A 24,223-nucleotide genomic window follows, 5' to 3' on the forward strand; every position below is an offset into this window, starting at 1 on the left:
TGGCGTCTTTTGTTATCACTAATAAACCAACTAGAGTGCTAGGATTTATTTATTAATATAATCGGTAGCAATTTCACCATTTGGCGTGTGTGCATCGCCCATATAAAGAATATCAGGACGAGACTTTTCACCATCTGTTAGGGCTAGGCCATCTTGAATGATATTCGCATTACAATAATCCACCCCATAAAAACCTTCATAGGCAGATTGGTCGCCAATTTCTGTGGCTGACAGTTGTGATAACGCTAAGATAGGCGCTGCAGGGAAAGTTAAATACCAACGTGAACCTGATAAATTACGCTCGATGTCAGCACGAGAAATTTCAGTAATGGTTTTACCTGTTTGCTCGGCTAAATATTCGCGGTTTGACTCACTCATAAAGTAAGTGGCAACGTTACCGACCTCAGCAACGGGCTCATCATAAACCGTTTGACGTAAAATAATATCGCCACTCACTGATAGATTATTGATACGACCACGGGTTAAATCACGACAACTGCTTTTACATGCAAACGATCCTTTACCCACTAAAAGGGCAGAGCCACTATCAATAGCTTCAATGTTCTCTACAGTTATGTCCTTCATGATTTTACTGTGTGGCTTTAACCAAACGCCAGTAAAGCCGTTAGTCACTTTCACATTAGAGATTTTGATTTTATTCGCTGAGCTAAAGTAAGGGCCTGAACGGTTAAAGTTGTCTTTATTGGTTCCATTACCTGCTTCCACTCGCACACCAATACCATTGAATGCTTCAATGTTATCAATTTCAATCCAATCTCCACCGTAAACTTGCACTACGCCATAACCCGTATGGGCATTAATTGACTTAATGTTTTTCACTGAGCCTTTAAGCGGTGTGCGGGCATAAGTTGGGTTGCGTTGAATCGCGAACATGTCTGGCACTATATTGCCTTCATCATCAATAAAATCACCATTCTCATTGGTTGGAACTGGTACATTGACTGGATTCATCGGCCTATTTAAGCTTGGCGATCCTTCTGGGTTTTTCACATATCTGTCTTGTAGATAAAGCGGCGCAGAACCAAAGCGATAAGTGTATGATCCATCTTTATAATCGGCATCAGCAAACATTTGTACCGATACTGATTCAGTATGGTTATCTTCAATGGTGACATTGGATACCGAGAAGTTTTCAACATAAAAAAGCCCAAATGGAATCGCGCGGGTGAGGTTAACTAAGCCGCCACCATTGCCACCCTGCATTTCGCCATAGTTGTATGGCATGTTGGTTTTAGCATCAACGGTGAAATTTCTACTCGGGTCGGTTGAAGTTATCTGCACATTCACTGTGCGTTCAGCGGATAACTTACTTGGGCCAATGCTTCGCCCAAACGAAAATAAGAACTGTCGATTGGGTCTATTACTTGGATTACCCGTAGGATAGGTGTCTTCTTTAATCCCGCGCATTTCGAGGACAACATCAGGTTCGACCTCAATACGGACATTTGAGGGCACCACAATATGCGCCAAACTATAGCGATTATTGCTGCCATTTTCAGATGCACGTAAAACTACCACACCGCCATTTTCTTCTTTAGCGGCAAAACGAAGCGCTTTCTTTAAGCGAGTTGTGTCATTGACGGTTTCATCAAAACTATCAGAGGCAAATAGAACTTCAGGTTCGTCATCAAAGACTTTGTTTTCAAAAAAGCCAATTTCTTCCCCCTCATAACCGCTTAAGTCTGTGTCTGTTGGTAAGTCTTCTTCGGCGACAACAGGTATACCTTGGCAAAAGTGTCGCTCAAATTTGCAATGACGATGACCATGATGTTTGCGGTGTTTATTGCATTTTTTCCCCGCTGATTTATGGCCGCGCCATTTATTACTGTAATCTGCACGGCGGCTTTCACTTTCCCCTCGTTGTTGGCGTTCATCAAATTGCCACCCATGGCTGTGATGTTCTGACTGCCCGTGTTGCTGTCCTTGTGAATCGGCATATACGCTTAGTGGCGTGATGGCCAATAAGCAGGCAATCGCCAGTTTTTTATGACGCATATTTACGATGTAGTTATTTATATTTCTCATTTTTATCCCCATAGTTTCAATCAAAAAAACGGAAGTTCTCCCCTTTGTTCCGCTCAAAGAACAATCAACTTGTTTGTTTGAGTGTACATAAAGTTAACAGAAAAACAACAAACATATGATGAATGCACTTTTAAAATGTTTAAGCTTGTTAATTTGATTAAAAGAAAAAGTGTAAAAAATTGCCAATGAATCTGATGAATTGCTTGGAAGTTAGAAAATCATGGGCTGAAATATAATGAATCAACCTAGAGAGTAAAATTTTGAAGTTAACGATGATGTCGTAAGCTTAGTATTTTGTTTTTTAACACCTTATCCTCATTAGTTATTTTACTAGCATCTCGAATGAGCTTTGGTATATTACAACGCAGACAGATGTAGCGAATGGATTCAACATGACATCAAATAGACTGCAACTGATTGGGTTGCTTGAACAAAATGCGATTGATGAGAGCAAAATAAACGATGCCCTTATCATCAGTAAGGTGCAACCAAGTAAACACCATTGGGTTCACTTTTTTAATCAACTATTAGCCTGGTTAGGTGGTCTTGCGATCACTTTTTCTGTGCTGTTTTTTATTGCATTTAACTGGCATGAGATGGGTAAGTTTGCCAAGTTTGCGCTGGTGGAAATACTGATTGTATTCGCCGTTGTTGCTTATTATCAGTTAAACAAGCTCGCTCAGAAAACATCGAAATCACTAGAAAATTCAAATCCTCCTCCCCTAAAGTCCGTCATTCCAAAACTATCTGAGTCGATTGTTAAAGTGCCGTTATTTATGGCCGCCGTTTTCTTTGGGGTGTTATTAGCCTTATTTGGGCAAACCTATCAAACAGGCGCCGATCCTTGGCAGCTATTTTTTAACTGGGCTTTATTAATCCTTCCTTGGGTTGTCATTGGCCGACTTAGCGCACTTTGGATGTTGTGGGTTGTCTTAATCAATGTCTCTATCTTGCTGTATTACCTAAATTTTGGCGGCAGGCTAGGCTGGTTTATCAACCAAGAGCTGAATGCTTTATGGGTGATATTGTTATTCAATATCGTGGCGTTAGCTTGCTGGGAAGGTTTTGGGTGCTATTACCATTGGCTCAAGGCGCGTTGGGCACCAAGGCTGCTGGCTGTCGTCAGTGGCGCTTGCATTACATGGCTAATGCTAGGCAGTATTTGGAGCTTTACTCATGATTCATATCTTCATTCTGCTTTTAAAGAACTAGGTTTTTTACCCATCACCATTTGGCCGCTTTGGTTGCTGGCAATGTATGTTTGTTATCGCCATTATCAAAAAGACTTATTTATGCTGGCTGGAACATTATTGTCAGCCAACATTGTCATTATCAATTATGTTTCGGCATATTGGCTTGAAACATTGGAAGAAATTGGCCTGTTATTGATATCAAATATGATGATCGCCATGGCAGCAGGTTCGGCTATTTGGCTGCGTAAAATCAATAAGGAGTGGCAGTCATGAATGAGTCATTAACCCCAGAGGAGTTCGGCTCAGAGTCACTGACCCAAGAAAAAGCTCATAACCAAACCTCGTTATGGCAAAGCTTATTGCACCACGGAGTGGTATCAGGTGAGCAACCCGCTAAAGCAGAAATCCAATCACCTTGGTTTGTAAAACTGTTATTGGCTATTTCTGGTTGGTTTGCAGCGCTGTTCTTTCTTGGTTTTTTAGCTCTAGCGATGGAGTTTATTTTTGACAGTGATCATGGCGCTTTTATTGTCGGTGCAATTCTGACCCTAGGTGCTTATGCATTATTTACGCTCAATAAAAATGAATTTATCGAACATCTGTCATTAGCGGTTAGTTTTAGTGGGCAGATATTAATTGTCTATGGCTTTATTCAACATTTTGATGATGACACCTGCTGGTTGCTGGCGACAATATTGCAATTTTGTCTGATGGCGATAATGCCCAATGACATTCACCGCTTTTGTTCAGCCTTCTTTGCTGCCTGTTGTTTTATCGTCACCTTAGCCATTTTTCAGCTGCCGTTTATTGCCACTAGCATCATATTACTGCTTGCCTGCTGGCTTTTTCTGCATGAGTTTGAGCGGAAAGGACAAACTAACAATCCGCTGTTAAATAGTCTTTTTTCAGTGGTTTTATTGCATAAGCGGCCAATCGCTTATGGTTTGCTATTAGCGCCTTTAGTGCAAACATGCTTTATGTCATTTCAATATGCTTGGTATGGCTTAATTGAAAGTGAGTTGTTATCAACGGAGTCACTTACTGCGCCCTGGATGGGCGATGTTTTATTGGCTTTAGTGTCGCTATATGTGGTGTGGCAAATAGTAAATCGATACCCAGAATTATCGGTTAAAGTGCGTTATAGCGTACTCGTAATCAGCCTGTTGGTTTCAGTGTTGTCGTTTGAAGCTCATGGAATTAATATTGGCTTTTTAATTATGGTGTTGGGCTTTTCAGCCAGCAACAGATTACTGTTAGGCTTAGGGGTTATAGCTTTAGTGACCTTCATATCAGCATATTACTACTTCTTAGATTTCAGCCTATTAGATAAATCTTACACGTTGATGTTAATGGGTATTTTTTTACTGGCTGTGCGCTGGGCCATGCTCAAATTTGTGACCAAACAAAGGGAGCAAGCCGATGCCTAAATTCTCTAAAACCGCAATCATGACAAACCTCAATACCATTATCTTAGTCGGCACCTTGGTGTTGATATTAGCTTTAGTTAATTGGCAGATATTTCAAAAAGAGCAGCATATACGCCATGGGGAGTTAATTTATCTTAAACTGGCACCGGTAGATCCTCGCTCGTTAATGCAGGGGGATTATATGGCGCTGCGATTTCAAATGAGTAACGATATTCGTAGTGTGCTCAAGTTGCGTCAAGAAGAGCTGCGTAAAGAGGAGCTTGCTCAAGAAGAACGGGCTCAAGAAGAACAGATTCAAATAGAGCAAAATCTTACTGAAGCGGAATCAACTGCTAATTCAAATGATAATTCAAGTGCTGACCTAAGCACTAGCTCTGCAGCCAACGAACAAGCTGAAACTAACCGACAATGGCGAAAACTGCCTAATCGTGACGGCTACGTGGTGGTGAGTGTCGATTCACGCAATATCGCGACTTATAAAGCCTTATATGATGGGCAGGAGCTAGCAGCAGATGAAATGCGCTTACAGTATCGAGTCAGAGACGGCAGGATCAAATTTGCCACCAATGCATTTTTCTTTCAAGAAGGTCACGCCAGTGTCTATGAAGCTGCAAAATACGGTGAGTTCAGAGTCAATCAACAGGGTGAAGTGCTATTAACCAATATGTTTGATGCTGAGCTGAATAAGCTTGAACCTCAAATAGCAGCAGAAGAGTAGCGCTGTTGGTTATGGCTTTATCATTCATCAGAATGCTATTTATAAAACGCATTTAACAATAATATTAAGATTTAAAACTTTATTATCTCCCGCAACGTATGGTTAATTATTGATTTAGCGAATGAAATAATTAAAGGATTGTAAAATGCGAGCCATATTAATGTTAGTGGTGGTATTTCTGCTGAGTGCATGTAGTACCACTTACCAAAATCAGCAGGTGACGGGGCAGGTGTTTCCGTCGGTGTCTGGTGAGAGTTTAGCGCAAACTGCGATGAACTATCCTGAGGATGTGAGTGGCCAAGTGACTCTATTGTTAATTGGCTACAAGCAAGACTCACAGTTTGATATTGACCGTTGGCTGATAGGTTTGGACATGACTCAAACCCAAGTTGCGGTTTATGAGTTGCCGACGATTCAAGGCATGTTTCCAAGAATGTTCAGTACCTTAATCGATAATGGTATGCGCGCGGGTATTCCAAAACCATTGTGGAAAGGCGTGGTAACCATTTATGAAGATGGCGAACAAGTGCAAGCCTTTACCGGTAATGAAAACCCGAATAATACTCGGGTGGTATTGTTAAATGCAGAAGGAAAAATCATCTATTTTTATGACCAAGGTTTTTCAGTCGCTGCATTAAATGAATTGAGGGCAAAACTGTAATTACTTCAAGGCTTGTCTTTATTGCTATTTAATTATCCCTTTACTGCCTTTAGCTAGCATTCATTAAGCTTTATTTAATTGTTAACCATGACAATGGATTTATGTTGATGTAACAAGGGTGATGGTTGTCCCGTTCTCTCGGTGTTAATTCGATTAACATTCATCGCTAGCTTTACTTACTGCCGCAATTTACTAATGATGGCAGCGGAAGAAAAATAACAATAACTAGATCAAGGAGACCTCTCGTGAAGAAAGTCGGGATAGTGCTTATGTGCTTGTTGATGCCTGCAGCGTCAATGGCAGCAGAGCAAGTCAAATCAACACAATCAGTTCAAAAAGCAGCGCAAAACACCACATTATCAGTGGATGTGTTGTGGAAGCTAAGCCGAATCGGCAATCCAATTATTTCACCGAACGGTGAGTTTATCATTGCGCCTGTAACCCAATACGATGTGCCTGAAGATAAAGGTGCCACTCAACTATGGTTGTTTGATAAAGACGGTAAAGGCCAACGCCCTATAACAGCTAAAGGGCTGAGAGCGAGCGAACCGACGTTTTCACCTGACGGTAAGACATTAGCCTTTGTTAGCAAGCGTGATAAAGACGAAGCTGGCCAAGTGTATTTATTACCAATGGACAAAGCAGGTGAGGCGCAGCGCTTAACTGAAGTGCCTGGTGGCGTTAAAGGCATTAAGTGGGTTGGCGACAATATTTACTTTATTAGTAATGTGTTCCCAAATAAAAACTGGGACGAAATGTCGGTTCAATTAAAAGCCAACAAAGATACTAAAGTCTCTGCACACCAATGGAATGCATTACCATTCTCAAGCTTTGATCATTGGATTGACGAAGACCGTGAAGCACACGTATTTAGTATTCCTGCTAAAGGCGGTGACATTGCGGCTATTACTCAGCCACTAAACAAGCAGTTACCACGTTCATCGCAAAGTAGTGGCAACTACGATATTTCGCCAGACGGTAAGTTAATTGCGTTTAATAGTAATGGCTGGGATAACCAAGTTGACCCTAAAATTGATATTTTTATGGCAACAATTGGCAGTGGAAAAGTGGAAAACTTAACTGCTAAAAATGAAGCGCCAGATACCAATCCAACCTTTAGCCCTGATGGTAAAACTTTAGCGTTTACGCGTCAGCTTATTCATGGTTTTTACGCTGATACAGCGAACCTAGTATTGTTAGATGTGAAAAAACGTTCTGAAAAAGTGATTACAACTGACTGGGATCGCTCAGTGGCTCGCTTTAGCTGGACTGCAAATAACAAAGGTTTTTACGCCGCTATTGATGATGCTGCAACCCGCCGTATTTTCCATATCAGTGCTAAAAATGGCAAAGTAAAACCAATCACTAAAGCCACCAACTTTGGCGCACCAGCGATTGCAAATGACGGTACTATCGTTGCGGCAAATGATAGCTTTTTATACCCAGCACGTTTAGTGAAAGTTAATCCTAAGAATGGCAAAACGACCCGTTTAGATAGCTTTAACGATGATGTTTTAGCAGATGTTGATATGGGCACCTATGAGTCAGTAACTTATAAAGGTTACAACGATGAAGATGTGCAAATGTGGGTACATTACCCGCCAGGATTTGATAAAAGCAAAAAATATCCGTTAATGATGCTTATTCACGGTGGCCCACATAGTGCGATTTCTGACGGTTTCCATTACCGCTGGAATGCACAAACGTTTGCCTCTTGGGGGTATGTAACGGCATGGCCTAACTTCCATGGTTCAAACAGTTTTGGACAAGACTATACCGACAGTATTAACCCAGATTGGAAAAACAAATCATTAGAGGATGTGTTTAAAGCAACTGACTGGTTTAAAGCTAAAGATTGGATTGATAACGAGCGTTTAGTAGCTGGCGGTGCAAGCTACGGTGGCTATTTATCATCGATTATTCTCGGTCAAAAAGATCAGCCGTTTAATGCGCTGTTTATCCATGCTGCTGTGTATAACATGTACTCGCAAATGGCCGCTGATTTCTCGGTCCACAGCACTCGCTTTGGCGATTACTGGGATAACCCAGAGATCTACAAATCGATCTCTCCACATTACGGCGCTGAAAACTTTGACACTCCAACCCTAGTGGTACACGGTCAATTAGATTACCGCGTGCCAGTGGGTCAAGGGTTTGAGTTGTTCCGCACCTTGCAAACTAAAGGGATCGAATCGCGGATGATTTACTTCCCTGATGAAAACCATTGGATCATGAAGCCAAACAATTCAATTTATTGGTACAACGAAGTTGAAAAGTGGATGAACCAACATGCTGAGCCAGGGGCGAAGTAAACTCGCTTAGTTGATAATGATAAGTAATGCCGAGCAATCTGATTGCTCGGCATTTTTGTTGTTAACGGTTAATCATTCATTGCTGCTTAAATAATGCCGAATAGGCTCTAATCGCATGATGACATGGTTAGAAACTGTGTTTTAGTGATCCCATAAAAAACGCGATCGTCGAACTTGTTGCTCAGTTTAAAATAATCTTGTTGGGTTCCTTCTAGTACAAAGCCACATTTCTCCATGGTCTTGTATGATCCTATATTACTGCGATAACAATCTGCGGTGATTTTATGTGCGTCAAGTTCAGTGAAAGCAAGGTGGGTTAGCAGCTGGCAAGCTGCGCTCGCAATACCTTGTCCCCAGGCGTATTCCGGCAATTGATAACCGACTTCATAATTACCTTCTAAAAACATCACAGCAGGTAAACCAGCCATGCCCATAAAGCGGCCATTATGATCTCTGATGATGATGGTTGGATTATCCGGCCATTTTTCGGCATCAATTGCTGATTGGGTATTGTCGATAATCGGGGTAAAGAAACCTTGATAAACTTCAACAGGCGCAGGGGCAAAAAATAGATATTGAGTCACATTGGGGTTATCGAACATCTGAATAATATCAATCAAATCAGCTTGCTTGATCAAGGAAATGGTAAGTGTGGTCGTCAAAGGAATTGATTGACCAGATTTTAAGGCATTAAAATTAAAAGGCATTACTTGTGACCTGTCATGTGAGTTCAGGTAAATCATAGCCAATAGTGCTTGTTCAGGATTGAACATTTACGACAATGTGATGTTTTCATATGAGTAAGATCAAATAATGCCTGCAGTTGCAGGCATTATGTTGATGGCATAACCATCGGTGTGAACTCAAAATCAGTGTTTGCTATCGACTTTAACTACCGATGTTTACTATCGATGTTAACTACCGATGTTTTCATCGATGACAACTCAAGCGATTAAAGGTATTTATCTACCATTTTCTGAACATTGTTCGGCAAAATTGGTTTGGTTAAGTAATCGTCAGCACCGAGCTTTAACGCGAAATTTTGATCCGATTCTTCAACCAATGAACTGACCACAACAATCGGCACTTGCTGGTTCAGGCTATGTTTCTTGACGTATTTTATCACTTGGTAACCGTTTACATCCGGCATGGTGATATCAAGGAAGATTAAATCAGGTTCTACAGAAGACAATAGTTCAATTGCACCGTCGCCAGAATTAGCGGTCATAACCAAGTAGTCATCACCAAGAATAGCGAGCAGCATACTGGTGCAAACTGGGTCATCATCAATCACTAATATTTTGGACTTGTCCATTGTTACCTCACTTAAGGTGTGGATATTACTACTATTGTACTAACAATAACCATAAAGGCTTAAAGCGGATTAATCAAGCTGAGTCTTTGGGGGTAACTCGGTTGAAGTGGCTCTATTAATGATTGATAGCGGTAAGCTGTTATGATTATTGTATTGTGGTTTAGTTCAACAGTTTTAGGTTTTATATTGACGATATTTTTCAATAACCCCATTTCTATCCAAACCTCGTTTAACGTTTTTACACAACTTCGCAAAGCGGCTGATATCACCTAATTGGGGTATTTCATTATTGGCTATTGCTGCCTCCCAATAACTGATTTCACTGTCGACTAATTCTATTAGTTTTTTAGGGCAACCTTGGCACTGACCTTCTGGCCCGCATACAAAGGTTTCTGGCTCTTGTAGCGGAAACTCGGCCTTAACTTGGCTGATTATCTGCTGCATTGCTGTGATCCGATCTGGTTTTTGACTCATAGTCTGCCAATGTCGTCGTGTGTTTACGCGCGAGTAGAATGAAATGCTAAGCTTTTATTCTAGCTCAGCTTTACGTGAAGGTAAGCGAAAGAAGTGATAAAGTGCTGCGATAATAGTGTGAGATAACAACAAAAATAAACCTCATTTAAAGGATACTCGCTTCATGACATTTCGTTTTCAGACTTTCGCTGCCGGAGCATTTTTATCACTGGCCATGGGGTTATCACTTCCAAGCCTAGCCGATGGCTTTTATGCAAATGAAACTTTGCAGCGACAAGCACCAGATGCATTTGCATTGCAGCCTGAAGCTCACGAATTCTTAGTGTCATCTTATGCATTAACAATAAAAGACGGCGATCGTTTATTAGACTTAATTGCAGAAGATAAAGCGCTGACGAATGCCATTCAGCAATGGCCTGAAATGACTATTGATCAGCAAATTCCTTGGCTTAAAAAAGTGTTTTCCTTAGAAGTGAGAAGTTTTGGCACTGAGGCGCCTAAACTCATTATTGATAATCACAGCTATCCTAAAAAAATGGTGTATTTTGACTTTGATGTTGAAGCAGGTGGCAATGGAATTGTGTACTTAAATCCTGATAAATTAGCTGAAGAAGAGGCTTATGCTTCGCTGGCTTTTTTGATTCATGAGACTCGGCACTCTTACCAATTCCAGCAAGCATTAAATGCTAATGCTAATGCTAATGCTAATGCTAATGCCAATGCTAATGACAGTGACAGTGAAATTGTAGCGATATCCGCCGGGTATTTAGCCGCTTTTAAGGCGCAAAAACAACTCAAGGGGTTTGGATTTAGTGACTTCCTTACGTTGTTGAATGAGTTTGAGGCTTTCCAATATGGTAATTATGTTATTGGGCAACTCACTGATTGGCAGATTGATATGATTAATATGGGCACGTTTGCGAGTCAGTTTGATAATCAAGGGCAATTAAAAATCGACTTAAATACCTTGTCAGCTAACGTTGATGAATTAAGTTTATTAGCCCAATACAATGAGTTGGCGAAAGAACAATTTGAGTTAAGGCAGCGCCAGCAGTAAACCTATTACTAGCAGCCTGTTATTAAAAGCCTGTTATAAAAGTCTACTAATACTGAAGGATAGGTGGGTGAGTTATCACAATGGATAATCTATGAATCTAAAGCAATTAGAGATTTTTTGCGCCGTAGCGGATACGGGTTCTGTTACTGCAGCCGCTAAGCAACTTAACAGTAATCGCACCCAGCTAAGCATGGCGATTAAGGCGCTTGAGTCGAATTTGCAGGCGACATTATTTGTCCGTTCTGGTAATAGCCTGGTGTTATCTGAAGTCGGTAAGTCTATTTATAAAGATTGTGAAAGCGTGGTGTCTACCTGCGAGCGAATAAAGCAAACCTGCGAACAAACGTCAGAAAAATTTCGTTCAGAGATTTGGCTCGCGCGTGACGACTCCTTTCCTGATGAGGTTTGGCAAGATTTCATTCATCAACTGAATAATCATTTTAAGGCAACCACAGTGAACACCGTGCTGGCATCCAGTGGCGATTTAGCTAACTTGGTGAATACCAAGCAAGTTGATTTTGCTTTTGGGGTCGACTTTGAGCGAGTGGATGATGCCAATACTGACTATTTGCCACTCGGGCGCATAAGAATGATGTCGGTGTGTGAACATACCCATCCGTTAGCCAGTCTTCGCCGTGTGTCAGATATTCAACTGCGTGAATCTATGCAAGCGGTGATGGTGTATCTCAATGATAAAGATAATCCTGAGTTGCAGCCTTTTTCATTAACCCATATTGGCTTTACGAGCTTTGAATATATGCTCAACACAATATTGTCTGAAAAAGCCTGGGGTGTGTTACCTGAACCATTGATTAGGCAGCATTTACGCCAACAGCAATTGGCTGTTATTAAGCATACTTATGGATTAACCCATCAAGATTATTGTTTATTTTCAGCTCCCGGTAATGCAATACCAGCACCGATTTCTTGGTTATCAGATCAAGTGAGCGACTATTTGTTTAAGTTTTAAAGGTGCTGACTTTGATAAATTAATTGGCACTTGTTATTTGCTAAGCCAAATTCGTAGGCTTCATATTAGAGTACTTCATATTAAAGCTCTTCAACTTAAGCCTCTCATATTAAAGCTCTTCATATTAAAACCTTTCATGTTAGCGCTCGTTATATTTGAACTCTTCAAATATGGGCTTGTATATCATAATCACTGAGCGTCAAAGTAGTTGACGCTATAGGCGGTTGGTAACTCATTGAAATAATGATGTAATCGTATATTTTCCATCTAAGTTCACTTTATGTACACTTTAACGATATTGAGGTTTTTCGCTGTTAACGCCATACTTTTCTTAGGTTTTAACAGGTGATAATGAATGTGTGCAAAGAGCAACAAACAAGATAAACAATTACTTAAGCTGTCAGCAGTCGCTGCTTTTAGCTTTGCAATCCTCGGGGTCATCGTTGGCCTGTTAAGTGGATCTATTGTCATTCTTTTTGACGGTGTTTACTCACTCATTAGCTTATTACTGACAATGTTATCTCTTGCTGCTTCTGGCTATATGCATGGTTCTTCACGTTCTCACTTCGCTTTTGGTAAAGCCATGATGGAGCCGTTAGTTGTTGCGATTAAAGGCTTAGTGATTTTGATGTTATTGGGCTACAGCTTATTCAGTGCTTTTCATGTGTTTATCAATGGTGGTCAAGCAATTGATACTTCGTTTGCAGCTATTTTTGGTTTTATCAATTTAGTTGGTTGTTGGGGAGTGTGGCGTTGGCTGCAACATAAAAACCAGTCTAAAAAGCAACAAAGTGGCTTATTGGCCGCTGAAGAAAAGCAATGGCAAATGGATACGGTACTGAGCGCAGCGGTATGTGGCGGCTTAATTATTGCCGTGATTCTTGAGATGACGCCCTTGTTTCATTACGCGGTGTATGCTGATTCTCTAATGATGTTGTGTATTGGTTTGTACTTCCTAAAAGTACCTTTTGTTATGTTAACCAATGCATTACGCGAGCTGTTAATGATGAAACCTGATCAAGAAATATGTTCACTTGTGCGTGAAAGTGTTTATGAAGCTAACGGTATATCACCGCAAAACCTTAAGTTAACCGGCATTGCCAAAGTAGGACCTGAATTGATGGTTAACATTAATGTCGATCCTAAAAAATCACATCAATTATTGGCTGATGTTCAACATATTCGTGAATTATTGAACCGTAAACTTGCGCGTTTATCGCTGAATGTGAAGTTGAATCTCGATATCGCTACTGACGTTAAATAACAATGTGTTAATCCTAAATCGAGTGCCTCATTGATTTGACACTCGATATGCTTATTTAAAACTAATGACCTGCTTATTTTTTCAGTACATCCTTAATCCAAAAAGCTATTTGAGCGCACATGACCAAGGTAAATGGAATGGCGCCAACAATCGCAATTTGCTTGTTTAAATCCACGTCGTTAATGGTCACTAGTGCAATTGTTATCGCAATTAAAATAAGACTCCAGAGCATTTTAGCAATGTGACTTTCACTGCCTGTGAGCATGCTGGTAATGTAAATGGAGGAATCTGCACTGGTGATAAGAAAAGTGATTAACAGTAGTATTGCGGCAACCGATAAAATGCTGCCCAAGGGGAAACCATTTGGGGTTAACTGATTAAAAAAGCTAAACAAGCCTAAGGTGTATTCTTGATTGACCGCAGCCATAACCTCAGCAGCAAAGGGTTGAGTTAACACGCTACCAGCAAAGCCAGAAAACCAGATAATTGAAGTGAGTGTTGGCAGTAAAATGGTACATGCTAAAAATTGCCTGATGCTACGGCCTTTACTAATTCGAGCGATAAATGGCCCAACGAAAGGCGCCCAAGCAATCCACCAAATCAAATAAATGACGCTCCAGTCTTGGCTCCAATTAGCGGGGTCTCCGACACTAAAAGAGACTTTTGGCAGTAACTGCAAATAACTCACGCTTGACTCAAACATGAGCTGTAGACTGTTGAAGGGATCAACTAAAGCAATAACCGTGACCAAAATAGCCACCATAAAAAAGGTATTAAACTGGCTTAATCGTTTAATTCCCTGATTTAATCCAGCAATGGATGACAAGGTGAATAGCACTGCAATAAACAAAATTAGCCCAATTCTAAAGCCGACACTGGCCACATCAAGTCCAATTGCTTGTTCAATCCCTGTTTGAATTAAGGCCACGGTATTTGCAAATGTGCCAGCCATACCAAACACAATAGCGATAACCGCCAGTAAATCTAACATGCTTAACCATTTGGGCTTTTCAGCACTAAAACTGGCACTGATGCGCAGGCTGCGATTACGATTGTAAGCAAACCAAGCCATGACCAATCCTGCCATGGCGTATATAGCCCAAGCATGTAACCCCCAGTGAAAGTAGGTGATCGCTAACGCGCCAGATACTGATGAAAAGTCATCTTGTAAAAAGGCAGGAGGATTAACGAAATGATAAACCGGTTCAGCCACTCCCCAAAATATCAGCCCTGATCCCATGCCTGCGGTAAATAACATGGCAATCCAACTCGCAAAACTGAATTCAGTTTTAGCTTCATGGCCACCAATAATCATTTTTCCTATGGGGCTAATCGCAACTACTATCGCCATTAACAGCAATAGTGATGAAAGCTGAATAAATTGTGAGTCAAAATTTTCTAAAAAAAACTGGGTGAAGGTACTAAACACAGCCAGGGTCTTATGGGGGAGGGCCAGTAGTAATCCCGCAATAATAATGACAGGCAAATAAAAGCCTAATTTGGGTGTCATTAGCTTTTGATTAGTTGAGGTTTCATGTTGCTGAGTCTGGCTTATATTGGGCGATTTCAAGCTTGTCGATATCCATTATTCGAGTCTGTAGTCAGATTTTTCACTATGACTTAAATTACGAGCAGTTTAAAGTGCAATTGATTGGTTTAGCTTTTGCTAAAGTTTTGAATGTTAAAGTTTGTGGGTGCTAAAGTATTTAGGTGCTAAAGCTTGTGAGCGCTAATGCTGAAGGAGTTAACTGATATACCGGCGAGCTTAATAGAGCTTATAAAATGAATTTGTCGTATTAAAGAATGATGTTTTTACATTGATAGACGAATAATAGCTTAACTATGTTAATAAATTGTTTTAATGTAAATCATTGATAAAGTAAAAAATGATTAATTTATTTTTGCCAGTGTACTGTGTGGGGGATAATTATTTGAACAAAATCAAGTTAATTGCCGCAATGGCATTTTTATTGTTTTACTCCTTCGCTTCAATGGCTACAGTACTGAAATATAACGTCAATGGCTCAAGTAGTTGGGTGCCTTATTATATTCCTGATGCAGCAGATAACTCGGGTATTTTAGGGGAGCTAGTTCCGCTAATTTTATCGACAGCTAAAATTAAAATTGAAAAGCATAACTACCCACCAAGACGAACCAACCAAGCATTAAAAACCGGCTTGTTAGATTTTGATTTTGTCAGCCCCAGTTGGTTTCCTGAAGGTGAGATGGGCAAAGAGTTCATTCGGTCATCACCTATATTATCGATTCAAGAAAATATCATCACACTCGAGGAAAACCAAAGCCAATGGGCTGATGTTGATAAGATAACTGGCGAGTCTATCGGCACGGTACGTGGTTATCTTTATCATGATGATGATGTGTTTACTCGGGTGGACTTTGCTTCAGAGAAGCAATTAATTAAAGCCTTACATAAAGATCGCGTTAAAGCGGCTATCTCAGGAGATTTACCAGCATTATATTGGGCAAAACAACTCAAGATGCCTATAGCGCTTGCTGCGGTTCATTCAAGTGGGGTGCTAGTGATGCGCTTGCGTAAAGAACACAGTAGCGTGATGCCGAGAATTAATATGGCTATTGCCCAGTTGCAAAATGATGGCACCATTCAAGCTATTGTGGATAAATACACTAAAAATGAGCAATATCAGCAATAAACTGATATTGCACATCGGTAATGAAAACGAATAAATCTATTGTGTGCGTTTAGTTGCTATTAGCTGTTTGAGGTTGAGAAACCTGACGTTTTTTGTTTTCAAAGTAGTGATTTGTTTCCGTCAGAATTACATGTCTTAAGCCAATAAGTGCAATTAAGTTAGGAATGGCCATCAGGCCATTGACGGTATCAGCCAGCATCCAAATTAAATCTAATTGAATGAAAGCACCTACCGCAATTAACCCTAAAAAAGTCAGTTGGTAAATCTTAATTCCTTTGTCACCGAGACGCTGATTGGTCAAATAATTCCAGCAACGTTCGCCATAATAGTGCCAACCTAAAATGGTGGTAAAGGCAAAACACACTAGCGCAATAGTCACAATGTATTGACCGACAATCACTGAGCCGCCTGAGGCGAAAGCGGCACTGGTCATTGCTGCGCCGGCAGTATCACCATTCCACACGCCAGTAATGATCAACACTAAACCTGTCATGGTACAAATTAAAATAGTGTCGAAGAAAGTACCTGTCATGCTCACAAGCCCTTGCTCCACTGGCTCGTTGGTTTTGGCTGCCGCTGCCGCAATTGGCGCACTGCCTAGGCCCGATTCATTTGAAAACACCCCGCGGGCAATACCAATTTGAATCGCTTGGGCAACGGTCGCACCTAAAAATCCGCCCGCAGCAGAAATAGGGGTAAACGCTGAATGAATGACTAATTCGAGAGCGGGAATGATTTGCTCTGAAAAGCTAAATAGAATCCAAATACAAGCCAGCACATAACCTAGGGCCATAGTAGGTACTAACTTTTGGGCAACGTTAGCAATACGTTTTACTCCGCCTAGCGTTACCGCAGCAACCATAGTTGTGAGGATTAACGCTGTGACCCAAGTTGGCACATTAAAGGCGATGGTCATGGCATCGCTAATAGCGTTTACTTGGGCAAAGGTACCAATGCCAAAAAAGGCCACGCCCACACCAAATACAGCAAAAATTTTGGCTAACCATTTAAGGCCTAAACCACGCTCAATGTAATACATAGGTCCGCCCGCAATATTACCTTTAGCATCTGTGGTGCGGTATTTAACTGCGAGCATACATTCAGCATATTTAGTGGCCATGCCAAAAAAGGCGGCTAACCACATCCAAAACAATGCGCCTGGGCCACCAATTTTAATTGCGGTTGCAACTCCAACAATATTACCTGTACCGATAGTGGCGGATAGGGCTGTACATAGGGCAGCAAAAGACGATAAATCGCCTTTACCAGTAGCGGGTTTGAATAACAAACTAAGGGCAAAAGGCAGCTGGAAAACTTGCAAAAGTTTAAGGCGAATAGTGAGATAAAGACCTGTACCAACAAGTAAGCAAAGGGTAATAGGGCCCCAAACAATGCCATTGATATCGGCTAAAAGCGCGTGAAAATTCATGATATTCCTCGAATATTAAACAACAAAATTAATATGGAGGAGGAAAAGAAATGGCTGATCAGTGGTACTGAAGAAAGAGACGGGCGAAGCATCACCTTGTTCTAATAGCTCAAGGTTAATATCAGGCGCAGCAGCAAACGACAGCGACCATAAATGAATACAGTCATCCTCTCCTCTGTCCTTTTGCCTGAGCGTTTCGCGTGACTGACAAGTCAGCCTCACTTTCGCCTTCGGCGCTGTAATAACAATCGCTAACGAACCACGTTTGCTTACAGTCTCTCCAGAGGCTCGTCCAGTAACAGTCCTCACCACTATGTGGCACCTGAAAGAGTGCTTTATTCATTTGCTTGAAATGACTTAATGTTTACACAAAATGTCATTGCATGAATAAACTTGCCTCGTCGGTGTGGGGTTACTCCCCACTCTCCTGCTACCTTCATCCGAACGGATCTTATTGAATAATCTTGCTTGGTATTAGCTAAGTGATTAATCAAAAAGGGCGATTAGCATGCGGGATCTATTTCATTGACTCAAGAGAAGTGGATCACAGTTTAATCGAGCGGTAACTGACTGCGCTATTATTCAACAGTAATCCCAATCCCAATGTAATCTGAGTAGCTATAATGAGATTTTATAAAGCGGCAGTGAATGGTTTGTGACCAATCACTGCCATTGAGGATAAGTTAACACTCAGACTCAAAGCCCTTCGGGTTTGGGCCGTACTGATTAGTTTCTTGCTCGCTATCGGATACGAAGAAATACAGTAGAACCAAAGCACCAATAAGCGGGATTAATCCAATTAATATCCACCAACCGGTTCTGCCTGTGTCATGTAATCGACGCACAGTAACGCCAAGCCCTGGTAAGAAAACTAATAAAGAATAGAAACCGCTGAGTAAGCCGTATCCTGTTTCGGGGGTTAATGTGCCAGTCATATTGTCAATTAAGGCCAATACAATGCCCGCAATTAAATTGAATAAAACAAAAAACCAATATTCTTTCCGACGGGCTCGGTCTTTAAAGTTAATGTAATTTTTAAGAACTTTTATATACCAATTCATGAATTATTCCTTATTAACGGGCGATATTGACTCAATTGAAACCATAAAGAGACTGCATAGGTTTACCGCTTCAGTCTTTAGTTATATCAGCATTACGCAGTGATGAACATAAATTGAAGAAATTAATGATACTGGCCTTTATTCCATTATCTTTGAAGATTAATGAACCAACATTTCACTATTTGCGTAGTGCACTTTATAGCCAATTAAACAGGTGCCAAATGATGGATAATATGAATCAATCGGGAAGTATTGCAACGATCATTGGCGTTGCAGATGCCACGCATTATTTGGTGGGCCTTACTGATGCGAATAATAACTTCGCCGGATTAAATGGCGAAGTGGCAGGCGAGTGTGTTCATTCAATCGTTGAAGCTAAAGCCTTACTGAAAAGTCATGATTATGCTATCGCTCACCTTGAATATCAAACGGCTTATGATGAGATGTGTGGCTTAGATAATAGCGGTAAATACCAACAGGTGATTAACTTGTGATTCAAGCTGATCAATAAAGCTAGCTTGATTCAAAACCAAGCCAGCTTTTTGTTAACTCGCAATTGCAGACTAACAGCAAGCATTTATACGGTTTCTACCATCTGCTTTCGCACGATATAATGCTGTATCGGCGGCGCAAAGTAGGGCATTTTCCGTTCTGAACTGGCCATTGACCTCACTAGCATGACCTTGGCTTACGCTAACAGAAACAGAAATATCCAAACCTATATCCATATAAGTCAGCGCATTAATATTTTGCTGAATAAGCTGCGCTGTTTGCTGCACTTCTGATGTATCGCAATTTGGCATCACTAAGGCAAATTCTTCTCCGCCATATCTGGCGGCAGTGCAATTTTCATTGGGTAAAGACGCTTGAATCGCAGCGGCAATTTTTTGCAAGCAGCGATCACCCATCACATGCCCATGGTTATCATTAAAACTTTTAAAATGGTCGATATCAATAATCAATACGCTGATTGGGTCGCCCTGTTCAATACAGGTTTTCCAGTGGTGTTTTAAGTCGGCATCAAATACACGGCGATTAGATAAATTAGTTAAGCAATCCGTTGATGCCCACTTATAAAGCTGTTGATACTCTGCGCGATACTTACTTAAATCTCTTATGATGATGCCAAATAAAGGTTCTGACTTAGGAAAATGGGTTACAGACATTTCAACATCAATGGTTTGGCCATTGGACATGTTAAGCGTGGTTTCATTAGGTAGATGGTTTAGTGGTCTTGGCTCAAATGTTGATTCGAGAATCATCTGTTGATAATGAGACTTTTGAGGTTCGGTCAAATAAGATTGCCAGCGTTGACCTATTAAAGAGTTTGTAGAACTTTTATTGCAATCGAGCAATAACGCCACTGCGTGACGGTTAGCCATTTGGATATTGCCAAACTCATCAACCACAATCATCGCTTCCATCATGTAATCAACTAAAGTCGATAATGAGCTGAGTGCATTACCACCAAGCATGGTTGTGCTATGAGGAGGATTGAACCTAGTTTCCAACGTTTTATCAAAATGATTATATTCATTTGAATCAGTGCGTGTTTTATTTGCGGCTAGATCTGCAGCATTAGCCGTCGTATGTTGAGCTAAATTATTAGATAGGAACTGGGGTTCAATTTTTAATGGGTTAGCACTCGGAGGCTGTTCATTAGCGCCAAACTTGTAATGATAATTACCACCAAGCGTGTCACCAATGAACATATCCATTTTCACTTGAGAAATCTGGCTTAGCTGTTTCTCTGCAGTGGAAGTGAGTTCTAACATAACGAGTATCCTTACTAGTGTGTTAATTTCATCGCATTAGCTGCGTTTTCTAGTTAATACTCTATCGAACTCTGTTGGCGATAACCTTTCGTCAACCTTCCTTTTTAAGTGATTGTTATTTCTTGTGTTTTGAGTGGTGGTTAGCAAGCTTTACTTGAACCTTCTCCTTTGTTGACTACTTGTGGATCCTCACTGAGTAATAAAAGTGAGTTATCGGTGTTTGTTAATACAAATTGAAATTTTGTGGTGCCAACAACTTTATCGAGGTCCATTAACTGGATAATTTTACCATCGCTGCTGGTAGTTACAGCATCAATAACACCGTCAAAAGGGGTTTCAAAAGCGGCGCCTACAAATTTTAATCCTTTGTCTGTTAAGTCATCTAGTAAGTAAGTAATGGTACTTTCACCAGAAACTTCGACAGAACCCGTGTCATTACTGTATGAAAAAGTGGGGACTTCATTTTTATCGATGGTAACGGTAACAGTGATAAAAGTGGCTTTGCCAGTGATATTTAGCATGATAATTCCTTTTAATTAATCATTATATTGTGGGTAGGTAAAACAAGTTGTGTGATAGTGCTGAGTTGGTTTTCTGGTAGAGGTTCGCCTAAGCATTGCAGTGCTTTAAAGTACGGACTTGTGATTAATGGGTGTTTATTCTTTTGAAAGAGTAGGGCTAATCTTGTTTTGACTTCATTACAGATTGAGGTGTCATTGAACTTAGAGTTAACTAGGGTGAGTGTCTGCTGGCTTAACAGCTGACTTGAAGAGAGTAAAGCTTTGTAACTGATATTATCAGGGTGTCGACTGGAAATATCAGAAAATAAATCCACGGCAATAGCGGCGTATTCAGCGCTTTGTTGATATTGATTATGATTGAAAAAATAACGAGCTGCTGCCAAATGATAATTTGCCCAAATTAACTGATTTTTTGAAGAGTTAATCAGCAATTGATTTTTACTCAGTAAACTTGCCAAGGTCTCAACGTCATACTCCATACGATGCAGATTTTTTTTATTTACGACTTCTAGTAATCGTAACAATGCATCGAACTTGTCTATTTGCCATTGCTCATTTTTCGGATCTTGAATTAAAGCTTTATTGATTGTGCTTAATCCTAACAATGCGACCTCAAATGCTTCGTGGTGCTTCTTTTGATAACGTAAAAAATTAGAGCGGATGTGATAACTGGCATATAACCTGTATAGGGCGTATGGCGTTAGATTATTATTAGAAGCGACTAAATCTTGCTGTAATTGTTCATGGAGGTTAATAGCAGTTTGAATGTCACCTTGAGACACTGCCGCAGTTGCAAGCCATGAGCGAGTGTCGGCTATATCAGCGATAAGTTGGCTATTAGTCGAGTCATTAATTAAAGCTATTCCCTTCAGTTTTAATGATTCAGTGAAGTCATTGGTGGCTTCATGAAAGCGTTGTTGTTTTATCGAAATAGAGCCTAAGGAGTTATATGCGTATGACAGTTCCATCAGCGCTTCTGTATTTTCTGGCGCTAGGTCATACATTTTTTTACTGTAATTTAGGTATTGTTCAAACCAGACTTTTGAGGCTGTCCAGTCACTTTGGTCATAATCCAATTGCCCTAACCAAAACGCATTAGCCCCTAGGGTTTTAAGCAACTCAAAATGTTCAGGTTGCTCAATTAACAATGCGCTGAGCTTTTCTTTAGCGGCTAACAATGCTTCTTTGGCTTCGGTTATTTTACCCCGTGAATAAGCCACTTCTCCCATCGCCTCTAGTGTTTGCCCTTGTTGAAAGCGAGACTCAAAGCTTAAGCTGGTGTCTTTAAGGCTTGATGCTTCGCTATAGTATTCCAGCGCTTTTTTATTAATACCATCGAGTAAATCCATTCTGCCAATGCCACGCATTTTGTCGGCAAAATCTCCCACCATAAAGCCAAGTAGGTTTTCAGCTGCTTGTCTTTTTTGTAGTGCCATCTTCTCAGATTCGAAACTTTTAATACTGGCTAAAATCGAGGTGATAGTGAGTAAAATCAACAATGAGACGGTGAAGGTTTTTTGCCAGCGTTTGATTCGTTCATGTTTACTAGAGGCATTAATCAGTTCGATTTCTTGTGGCTCTAAATCAAATAACGGATTAGCTTTAAGTGCTTGCGCTTCTTTCAGTGGTTTACCGTCGGCAAGTAAGTATGCATGATGTTTATTTTCTTGCAGCCAACGGCTAGAAAGGTGCTGTAATCGGCTTTTAATACGAATACTTTGATTATGTTCGGCAATCCATGATGTGGCTCTTGGCCAGCGCCTTAATAAGGCTTCGTGCGCAATGCTGAAACAGGGTTCGCCATTTTGTAGGCTGGAAACAAATAAACGACTATTGATCATCGCCTGTGTCAGAGCCCGTTCTTCTTTGGTGTGCAGTTGTGCCCAGCGGGCGGTGCGGCTGGTGATTGATGATTCATCTTCACGTAATGTGACCAATAGCGACAATACATGAGGCAAGCTGGCTTTTTGCTGCACAGTTAGCTCGGCAATGGCATCTTCGGCATTTTTACCTATTGCACCTTCTATCCCGCCCAGTTCTTGATAGACACTAAACAGTAACTGATCATCTTTGCTGCGTTTTAAATACAGTGCTTGGAGCATGTACTGCAGCATGGGGAGTGCATCAGGGTTACTGGCGGCTTCAGCGCATAGTATTTCATCCAGCGGTGTCGCAGTATCAGGATCGCTGGTCCAGGTTAAATTGGCGGCAACAGCTGGCAGTCGGATCATTTGCAGTAATTCATTGCGAGTAGGCGGCGATAAATCAAAATGAGCTCCACGCCCTTTACCTGTCATTAAACTGGGGTAGGCCACTAATAATGGGTAAAACTCATTACGGCAGGCACTCAGTACTATAATACAACCCGAGTTGGCTAATTGTTCGAGTATGCTGATGAATGCTGTGCGCTGCTCTTGAGAAAATATCGGTGAAGATAGTAAGACTTCGAGGCGGTCGATAAATAAAGCAAAGTGAGTGTGGCGTTTATGGTTAGATTTTATCGCTTGTTTACATTGACTCACAATAGCTTGGGGCTCAGTAATGAGTCGATGAGACAGTGAGTCGGCACTGTCACCGTCAAATACTGGCAAATCATTTATTTCCCAATCGAGCATGACGCCAGCAAGTTCAATGAAGAGTTGCGATTTAGATACATCTGCAAAATCGAGACTACCATAGGAGGCTAGATGCACGCCGTTGTAACCTGCGCCGACAGTGAGGTTGGGAATAATTCCCGCATTAATTAATGATGATTTACCACTGCCGCTGGGGCCTAATAAGAGGCAAAACCCACGGCCAAATTTGACTTGCTGGCTGATGCGTTCGAGTAAGACGCTTATTTGCTTACTGCGTCCGAAAAAGACTTCATAAAAGTGTTCTGAGTAGGCTTGCAGGCCTGGAAAGGGCGAGCCTGATTTCCACTGCTGGTTATCGGCAACGGTTTCGTGTCCAATGGGAAAGTTAACATCGGCAATAGTACGATAGCCACGTTTGCGAATGGTTTCGATATAACAGGGCGAAGTGGCTTTATCGTCAAGGGCGCGGCGTAATTGATTGATGATTTTATGCAGTGGATTGTCGCCAATATCGCTATCTGGCCAGCAGTGATTAACAATATCATCGCTACTTAAGACTTCACCGCTGCGCTCGCATAGCAAGATCAGCACGTCCATTGCTTTGGGTTCAAGCTGTTTGGTTTTTTTGCCTAGGTTTACGCTATTGCTATTGGGGTCGACCTGCCACTCACCAAAGAAAAAAATCTCTTTTTTCATTATTACATTCCGTTGAAATCCCAGCTATTTGCATCATGCTTTGACTGCTAAATAAT

General features: G+C 40.9%; 20 protein-coding genes and 1 riboswitch. Of the genes, 10 read left to right on the forward strand and 10 right to left on the reverse strand.

Features of this window, described 5'->3' with window-relative positions:
* Positions 1-45: 45 nt before the first annotated feature.
* Positions 46-2,046 carry a hypothetical protein gene (locus tag LMH66_RS13940; RefSeq protein ID WP_229370721.1) on the reverse strand — a complete coding sequence of 667 codons (2,001 nt, stop codon included), beginning with the start codon at positions 2,044-2,046 and terminating at the stop codon, positions 46-48.
* Positions 2,047-2,438: 392 nt separating this feature from the next.
* Between LMH66_RS13940 and LMH66_RS13945 the strand changes: the two genes are divergently transcribed.
* From LMH66_RS13945 to LMH66_RS13965, 5 genes are all read left to right on the forward strand, one after another.
* Positions 2,439-3,512 carry a DUF2157 domain-containing protein gene (locus tag LMH66_RS13945; RefSeq protein ID WP_229370723.1) on the forward strand — a complete coding sequence of 358 codons (1,074 nt, stop codon included), beginning with the start codon at positions 2,439-2,441 and terminating at the stop codon, positions 3,510-3,512.
* Positions 3,509-4,666 (forward strand): DUF4401 domain-containing protein, encoded by a 1,158-nt coding sequence (locus LMH66_RS13950; RefSeq protein ID WP_229370725.1) that lies wholly within the window; start codon positions 3,509-3,511, stop codon positions 4,664-4,666. The genes LMH66_RS13945 and LMH66_RS13950 overlap by 4 nt, the downstream gene beginning before the upstream one ends.
* Positions 4,659-5,384, forward strand: coding sequence for a GDYXXLXY domain-containing protein (locus LMH66_RS13955; protein ID WP_229370726.1), 726 nt, complete (start codon positions 4,659-4,661; stop codon positions 5,382-5,384). Before LMH66_RS13950 ends, LMH66_RS13955 begins: the two co-directional genes overlap by 8 nt.
* Positions 5,385-5,529: 145 nt before the next feature.
* Entirely contained in the window at positions 5,530-6,045 is a 516-nt protein-coding gene (locus LMH66_RS13960; protein ID WP_229370727.1) for a hypothetical protein, read from the forward strand.
* Between the two features lie 245 nt (positions 6,046-6,290).
* A complete protein-coding gene (locus LMH66_RS13965; RefSeq protein WP_229370728.1) occupies positions 6,291-8,357 on the forward strand; it encodes a prolyl oligopeptidase family serine peptidase in 2,067 nt (688 codons plus the stop codon).
* 107 nt (positions 8,358-8,464) lie between these two features.
* Here the strand turns inward: LMH66_RS13965 and LMH66_RS13970 are convergent, their stop codons facing one another.
* The 3 genes from LMH66_RS13970 to LMH66_RS13980 form a co-directional block, all read right to left on the reverse strand.
* Positions 8,465-9,064: a GNAT family N-acetyltransferase gene (locus LMH66_RS13970; protein WP_229370729.1), complete on the reverse strand. Its 600-nt coding sequence runs from the start codon at positions 9,062-9,064 to the stop codon at positions 8,465-8,467.
* Positions 9,065-9,309: 245 nt separating this feature from the next.
* On the reverse strand, positions 9,310-9,672 hold the full coding sequence (locus LMH66_RS13975; protein WP_153912593.1) for a response regulator: 363 nt from the start codon (positions 9,670-9,672) through the stop codon (positions 9,310-9,312).
* Between the two features lie 174 nt (positions 9,673-9,846).
* Positions 9,847-10,146, reverse strand: coding sequence for a hypothetical protein (locus tag LMH66_RS13980; protein ID WP_229370730.1), 300 nt, complete (start codon positions 10,144-10,146; stop codon positions 9,847-9,849).
* A gap of 163 nt (positions 10,147-10,309) precedes the next feature.
* On the opposite strand from LMH66_RS13980, the gene LMH66_RS13985 reads away from it, so the two are divergent.
* From LMH66_RS13985 to LMH66_RS13995, 3 genes are all read left to right on the forward strand, one after another.
* Positions 10,310-11,203 carry a hypothetical protein gene (locus tag LMH66_RS13985; RefSeq protein WP_229370731.1) on the forward strand — a complete coding sequence of 298 codons (894 nt, stop codon included), beginning with the start codon at positions 10,310-10,312 and terminating at the stop codon, positions 11,201-11,203.
* A gap of 91 nt (positions 11,204-11,294) precedes the next feature.
* Positions 11,295-12,173, forward strand: coding sequence for a LysR family transcriptional regulator (locus LMH66_RS13990; RefSeq protein WP_229370732.1), 879 nt, complete (start codon positions 11,295-11,297; stop codon positions 12,171-12,173).
* A 355-nt stretch (positions 12,174-12,528) separates the two neighbouring features.
* Complete coding sequence (locus LMH66_RS13995; protein WP_229370733.1) at positions 12,529-13,437, forward strand: cation transporter; 909 nt, start codon at positions 12,529-12,531, stop codon at positions 13,435-13,437.
* Between the two features lie 73 nt (positions 13,438-13,510).
* Here LMH66_RS13995 and LMH66_RS14000 read toward each other — a convergent pair whose 3' ends face one another.
* Entirely contained in the window at positions 13,511-15,007 is a 1,497-nt protein-coding gene (locus LMH66_RS14000) for a BCCT family transporter (RefSeq protein ID WP_229370734.1), read from the reverse strand.
* A 388-nt stretch (positions 15,008-15,395) separates the two neighbouring features.
* Between LMH66_RS14000 and LMH66_RS14005 the strand changes: the two genes are divergently transcribed.
* On the forward strand, positions 15,396-16,109 hold the full coding sequence (locus LMH66_RS14005; protein ID WP_420709428.1) for a substrate-binding periplasmic protein: 714 nt from the start codon (positions 15,396-15,398) through the stop codon (positions 16,107-16,109).
* A 49-nt stretch (positions 16,110-16,158) separates the two neighbouring features.
* On the opposite strand, the gene LMH66_RS14010 is transcribed toward LMH66_RS14005, so the two are convergent.
* Both LMH66_RS14010 and LMH66_RS14015 read right to left on the reverse strand, forming a co-directional pair.
* Positions 16,159-17,538, reverse strand: coding sequence for an alanine/glycine:cation symporter family protein (locus LMH66_RS14010; protein ID WP_229370737.1), 1,380 nt, complete (start codon positions 17,536-17,538; stop codon positions 16,159-16,161).
* 165 nt (positions 17,539-17,703) lie between these two features.
* Positions 17,704-17,832, reverse strand: a riboswitch (glycine riboswitch).
* 389 nt (positions 17,833-18,221) lie between these two features.
* Positions 18,222-18,599 carry a DUF805 domain-containing protein gene (locus tag LMH66_RS14015; protein ID WP_229370740.1) on the reverse strand — a complete coding sequence of 126 codons (378 nt, stop codon included), beginning with the start codon at positions 18,597-18,599 and terminating at the stop codon, positions 18,222-18,224.
* 224 nt (positions 18,600-18,823) lie between these two features.
* Between LMH66_RS14015 and LMH66_RS14020 the strand changes: the two genes are divergently transcribed.
* The gene (locus LMH66_RS14020) at positions 18,824-19,093 is read left to right on the forward strand and encodes a DUF6482 family protein (protein WP_102527761.1); all 270 of its coding nucleotides are present in this window, start codon (positions 18,824-18,826) and stop codon (positions 19,091-19,093) included.
* A 69-nt stretch (positions 19,094-19,162) separates the two neighbouring features.
* Here the strand turns inward: LMH66_RS14020 and LMH66_RS14025 are convergent, their stop codons facing one another.
* The 3 genes from LMH66_RS14025 to LMH66_RS14035 form a co-directional block, all read right to left on the reverse strand.
* Positions 19,163-20,374 carry a sensor domain-containing diguanylate cyclase gene (locus LMH66_RS14025; RefSeq protein ID WP_229370741.1) on the reverse strand — a complete coding sequence of 404 codons (1,212 nt, stop codon included), beginning with the start codon at positions 20,372-20,374 and terminating at the stop codon, positions 19,163-19,165.
* 140 nt (positions 20,375-20,514) lie between these two features.
* A complete protein-coding gene (locus LMH66_RS14030) occupies positions 20,515-20,895 on the reverse strand; it encodes a DP-EP family protein (protein WP_229370742.1) in 381 nt (126 codons plus the stop codon).
* Positions 20,896-20,906: 11 nt separating this feature from the next.
* Entirely contained in the window at positions 20,907-24,167 is a 3,261-nt protein-coding gene (locus LMH66_RS14035) for a winged helix-turn-helix domain-containing protein (RefSeq protein WP_229370743.1), read from the reverse strand.
* Between the last annotated feature and the right edge of the window lie 56 nt (positions 24,168-24,223).

It is taken from the genome of Shewanella sp. 10N.7 (genome assembly GCF_020806285.1).
In the GTDB taxonomy this organism is placed as follows: domain Bacteria; phylum Pseudomonadota; class Gammaproteobacteria; order Enterobacterales; family Shewanellaceae; genus Shewanella; species Shewanella electrodiphila.

Excerpts from the sequence above, each read along its gene's own strand:
- LMH66_RS13970 (WP_229370729.1), bottom strand. The coding sequence starts at position 9,064 with ATGCCTTTTAATTTTAATGCCTTAAAATCTGGTCAATCAATTCCTTTG.
- LMH66_RS13940 (WP_229370721.1), bottom strand. The coding sequence starts at position 2,046 with ATGAGAAATATAAATAACTACATCGTAAATATGCGTCATAAAAAACTG.
- LMH66_RS13975 (WP_153912593.1), bottom strand. The coding sequence starts at position 9,672 with ATGGACAAGTCCAAAATATTAGTGATTGATGATGACCCAGTTTGCACC.
- LMH66_RS14005 (WP_420709428.1), top strand. The coding sequence starts at position 15,396 with ATGGCATTTTTATTGTTTTACTCCTTCGCTTCAATGGCTACAGTACTG.
- LMH66_RS14025 (WP_229370741.1), bottom strand. The coding sequence starts at position 20,374 with ATGTTAGAACTCACTTCCACTGCAGAGAAACAGCTAAGCCAGATTTCT.
- LMH66_RS13980 (WP_229370730.1), bottom strand. The coding sequence starts at position 10,146 with ATGAGTCAAAAACCAGATCGGATCACAGCAATGCAGCAGATAATCAGC.
- LMH66_RS13985 (WP_229370731.1), top strand. The coding sequence starts at position 10,310 with ATGACATTTCGTTTTCAGACTTTCGCTGCCGGAGCATTTTTATCACTG.
- LMH66_RS13945 (WP_229370723.1), top strand. The coding sequence starts at position 2,439 with ATGACATCAAATAGACTGCAACTGATTGGGTTGCTTGAACAAAATGCG.
- LMH66_RS13950 (WP_229370725.1), top strand. The coding sequence starts at position 3,509 with ATGAATGAGTCATTAACCCCAGAGGAGTTCGGCTCAGAGTCACTGACC.
- LMH66_RS14035 (WP_229370743.1), bottom strand. The coding sequence starts at position 24,167 with ATGAAAAAAGAGATTTTTTTCTTTGGTGAGTGGCAGGTCGACCCCAAT.
- LMH66_RS13960 (WP_229370727.1), top strand. The coding sequence starts at position 5,530 with ATGCGAGCCATATTAATGTTAGTGGTGGTATTTCTGCTGAGTGCATGT.
- LMH66_RS13995 (WP_229370733.1), top strand. The coding sequence starts at position 12,529 with ATGTGTGCAAAGAGCAACAAACAAGATAAACAATTACTTAAGCTGTCA.
- LMH66_RS14015 (WP_229370740.1), bottom strand. The coding sequence starts at position 18,599 with ATGAATTGGTATATAAAAGTTCTTAAAAATTACATTAACTTTAAAGAC.
- LMH66_RS14010 (WP_229370737.1), bottom strand. The coding sequence starts at position 17,538 with ATGAATTTTCACGCGCTTTTAGCCGATATCAATGGCATTGTTTGGGGC.
- LMH66_RS13990 (WP_229370732.1), top strand. The coding sequence starts at position 11,295 with ATGAATCTAAAGCAATTAGAGATTTTTTGCGCCGTAGCGGATACGGGT.
- LMH66_RS13955 (WP_229370726.1), top strand. The coding sequence starts at position 4,659 with ATGCCTAAATTCTCTAAAACCGCAATCATGACAAACCTCAATACCATT.
- LMH66_RS14020 (WP_102527761.1), top strand. The coding sequence starts at position 18,824 with ATGGATAATATGAATCAATCGGGAAGTATTGCAACGATCATTGGCGTT.
- LMH66_RS14030 (WP_229370742.1), bottom strand. The coding sequence starts at position 20,895 with ATGCTAAATATCACTGGCAAAGCCACTTTTATCACTGTTACCGTTACC.